This window comes from Stenotrophomonas sp. HMWF003 (genome assembly GCF_003061285.1).
Taxonomy (GTDB): domain Bacteria; phylum Pseudomonadota; class Gammaproteobacteria; order Xanthomonadales; family Xanthomonadaceae; genus Stenotrophomonas; species Stenotrophomonas maltophilia_AP.
The window spans coordinates 14,681-18,823 of sequence record NZ_QAIW01000349.1; the positions used below are offsets into that span (position 1 = coordinate 14,681).

Below are 4,143 nucleotides of genomic sequence, written 5' to 3' on the forward strand. Positions count from 1 at the left end.
AGCACGCCATCGACCGGCGACGGCACTTCCAGGACGACCTTGTCGGTTTCCAGATCAAGCAGGTTTTCATCGCGCTTGACGGCATCGCCGACTTTCTTGTGCCAGGTGGCGATGGTGCCGTCGGCGACGGATTCGGGCAGTACCGGGGCTTTGACTTCGGTGGCCATGCGGGAGCTTCCTGGTTTGTCTTTTCTAGAATGAGGGGGAGAGGTTATTCAGCAACCGAGTCGTTGAACGGGTTGACCAGGGCATCGGCGATCAGCTTCTGCTGTTCGATGATGTGGTCAGCCATGTGTCCAGCGGCCGGTGATGCCGAACGGGCGCGACCGGCGTAGTGCAGGCTCTGGCCATCGGCCAAGCAGAACTGCAGGTGGTGGCGGATCTGGTACCACGCCCCCTGGTTCTGCGGTTCTTCCTGCGTCCACACCACATCGGCAGCCTTGCCGTACTTCTTCAGTTCGGCAGCCAGCAGCGCGCGCGGGAACGGATACAGCTGTTCGACGCGGATGATGGCCACATCGTCCTGGCCACGCTTGGTCTGGTCTTCCAGCAGGTCGTAATAGACCTTGCCCGAGCACAGCACCACGCGCTTGACCTTCTTCGCGTCTGCGTTGGCATCGCCGATCAGGTGCTGGAACTGCCCATCGGCCAGCTCTTCCAGGCTCGACACGGCCAGCTTGTGGCGCAGCAGCGACTTGGGCGACATCACCACCAGCGGCTTGCGGGTGGTCATGCGCATCTGGCGACGCAGCATGTGGTACGCCTGCGCCGGGGTCGACGGCACGCACACCAGCATGTTCTCCAGCGCGCACAGCTGCAGGAAACGCTCCAGGCGCGCCGAGCTGTGTTCCGGGCCCTGCCCTTCGTAACCGTGCGGCAGCAGCAGGGTCAAACCGCTGATGCGGCCCCACTTGGCTTCGCCGGCAGCGATGAACTGATCGATCACGACCTGGGCACCGTTGGCGAAGTCGCCGAACTGGCCTTCCCAGATGCACAGGGTGTTCGGATCGGTGGTGGAGAAGCCGTACTCATAGGCCATCACCGCTTCTTCGCTGAGCAGCGAATCGATGATGGTGGCCTGTTCCGGCGACTCGACCAGCTGGCGCAGCGGCAGGTAGTAGTTGTCGGTCTTCTGATCGTGCAGGATCGCGTGGCGGTGGGTGAAGGTACCGCGGCCGACGTCCTGGCCGACCAGGCGCAGGCTGTTGCCTTCGTCCAGCACGGTGGCGTAGGCCAGGTTCTCGGCAAAGCCCCAGTCGCCCGGGATCTCGCCGGCGGCCATCTTGCGACGGTCGTCATACACCTTGGCCACACGCGAGTGCAGCTCCACGCCTTCGGGCACGGTGTTGATCAGCTTGGCCAGCTGCTTGACCTTCTCCATGCCCACCGCGGTGGAGATGGGATCGGACAGCTTGCCGTTGAGCAGCGCAGGCCAGTCGACGTACATCTTGCTGGTAGCCGGGGTCTTCTCGACGGCCGCCAGCTCGGTGGTCACTTCACCGGCATCGAGCTTGTTGCGGTAGGCATCGACCAGCGCCTTGCCAGCGTCTGCCGGGATCACGCCGGCGGCTTCCAGCTTGGCCGCGTACAGTTCGCGGGTGGTCTGGTGCTTGCGGATCACCTGGTACATCAGCGGCTGGGTGATCGCCGGCTCGTCGGCCTCGTTGTGGCCCCAACGGCGGTAGCACATCAGGTCGATGACCACGTCCTTGGCGAACTTCTGGCGGAACTCGAAGGCCAGCTGGGCCGCGAAAACCACCGCTTCGGGATCATCGCCGTTCACGTGCAGCACCGGGGCGGCGATCATCTTCGCCACGTCGGTGGCATAGCGCGTGGAGCGCGTATCCAGCGGGTTGGAGGTGGTGAAGCCGACCTGGTTGTTGACCACGATGTGCACCGTGCCACCGACGGCGAAGCCGCGGGCCTGGGACATCTGGAACAGTTCCATGACCACGCCCTGGCCGGAGAAGGCCGCGTCGCCGTGGATCAGGATCGGCATCACCTGCTTGCGCGCGGTGTCGCCGCGGCGCTCCTGGCGCGAACGCACCGAACCGGCCACGACCGGGTCGGCGATTTCCAGGTGCGACGGGTTGAAGGCCAGCGCCAGGTGGACGGCGCCGCCCGGGGTGGACACGTCAGCAGAGAAGCCCATGTGGTACTTCACGTCGCCGGCCGAGGCGTGCTCGTCGTGCTCGAACTTGCCTTCGAACTCGTCGAACAGCTTGCGCGGGCTCTTGCCCAGCGTGTTGACCAGCACGTTCAGGCGGCCGCGGTGGGCCATGCCGATCACCACGTCCTTGACGCCATCCTTGCCGGCGTCACGGATGATGGTGTCCATCATCGGGATCAGCGCGTCGCCGCCTTCCAGCGAGAAGCGCTTCTGGCCGACGTACTTGGTATGCAGGTAGCGCTCCAGGCCCTCGGCCGCCGTCAGGCGCTCCAGGGTGCGGCGCTGGGTGTCGGCATCCAGGTTGTAGTTGCCACCGGCCGTTTCCAGGCGCTGGTACAGCCACTGGCGCTGCTCGACCTCGGAGATGTGCATGAATTCCGCACCGATGGAGCCGGTGTAGGTCTTCTTCAGGCGCTCCAGCAGGTCGCGCAGCTTCATGCGCGGCTGGCCGGCGATGCCGCCGGTGCTGAACTCGCTGCCCAGGTCGCTCTCGGACAGGCTGTGGAACGGCAGCCCCAGGTCCGGCGGGTTGGTCGGCGGGGTCAGGCCCAGCGGGTCCAGGCGGGCACCGAGGTGGCCACGCGAACGGTAGGCGGTGATCAGACGGCCGACATTGCGCTCGCGCTCGTCGCCGGCACCGGTGGCCGTGGCGCTGTTGCCAGCGTTTTTGGCGGCTTCGGTGATGTGCGCGATGACGGCCGAGTGCGGAATGTCACCGGCTTCGCGGCCCTTGAAGCCGTCGAAGTAGGTCTTCCATTTGGGATCGACACTGTCCGGAGAAACGAGGTACTGCTCGTACAGATCCTCGATATAGGAGGCGTTGCCGCCGGCGAGCTGCGAAGACTGCGCAAACTGCTTCAGTAGATTGTCCACGATGGAGGGTCGGATTCGCTTGTGGGGTAAGGCTTCGATGATCCGGCAGGGAAAAGTGAATAGCCCTGCGCGGGCGGTATCTAACTCCCCAAATTGTACCCCCATCGGGACAGGAAGGGGCACCGCAGGGGCCTGGGCAGGACCTGCGGTGTCATTCCCAGACAGGTTCGAGCCCGTGGCGTGAGCTACAGGCCGATCGCCCGCAGTTCGCTGCATTCACGCGAACGTTCCCATACGCGCTGCAAACCGTCCTGCAACGGTCGCGAACGTGCTCGCTGAGCGAGCCCTGCTTCGCCGTCGAAACGGTGTCCGCTCAGACGAAAGTAGTAGTCGCCGGCATCGTTGAGCAGGCAGGCCGAGGCCGTCGCGCGGTCGATCGGGTCGCTGACCTGGCGGATCCGGAACACGCTGGGCAGCCGTTGCAGCAGTCCCAGCAGCGGTGAGCCGGCCTGGGCGATGGCGGCGGCGTCGTGCACGATCAGCAGCGCCTGCTTGTCGTGGCGGGCGGTGGCGAACCGGCGCAGTGCCTCCAGCACCGGCGCGGCATCCAGCACCCCGGGGTCGAGCTGGCGGCTGTGCAGCCACAGCTGGCGTCGGGCGCGGTGGACCAGGGCGGTGGTGATCGCCACGGCCTGGTCGGCACGGTCGATGGCCACCGCGCCGTCCAGCACCAGGCGCATGTGCTGGTGGGCTATGCCGGCCTCGGTGAAGACCTCGCCCTCGGGCAGGAAGCCCTGGCGGGTATAGAACACCCGGGCTGGCAACTGGGCGTGCAGGTTGACCTCGCGCCAGCCACGGCTGCGCGCGGCCTCGATCAGGGCCAGCAGCAGGGCCTCCCCGACGCCGCGGCCCCGCCAGTCGGCCAGCACCGCCATGCGGCCGATCCGGCCGTCCGGGGTGAGCCGGCCGGCACCGATCGGCTCGCCGTCGCTGCCACGGGCCAGTACATGCACGCTGAGCGGGTCCAGCGCGTCGATTTCCAACGCCGCCGGGACCTGCTGCTCCTCGACGAACACGCGCTGCCGGACCCGATGCAGCGCCTCGCGCTGCGTCGGGTAGTCCACCGGCTCGACCTGGACGCGGGCCGTCATGCTCAGGCC

General features: G+C 66.5%; 3 protein-coding genes. All 3 read right to left on the reverse strand.

Annotation, left to right across the window (positions count from 1 at the left end; all coding sequences use genetic code 11):
- A partial coding sequence (locus DBR34_RS23185) for a biotin/lipoyl-containing protein (RefSeq protein ID WP_308812546.1) occupies positions 1-167 on the reverse strand: 167 nt, incomplete at its 3' end.
- A gap of 44 nt (positions 168-211) precedes the next feature.
- A complete protein-coding gene (locus DBR34_RS14125) occupies positions 212-3,043 on the reverse strand; it encodes a 2-oxoglutarate dehydrogenase E1 component (RefSeq protein ID WP_128097263.1) in 2,832 nt (943 codons plus the stop codon).
- A gap of 185 nt (positions 3,044-3,228) precedes the next feature.
- Positions 3,229-4,134: a GNAT family N-acetyltransferase gene (locus DBR34_RS14130; protein WP_128097264.1), complete on the reverse strand. Its 906-nt coding sequence runs from the start codon at positions 4,132-4,134 to the stop codon at positions 3,229-3,231.
- Between the last annotated feature and the right edge of the window lie 9 nt (positions 4,135-4,143).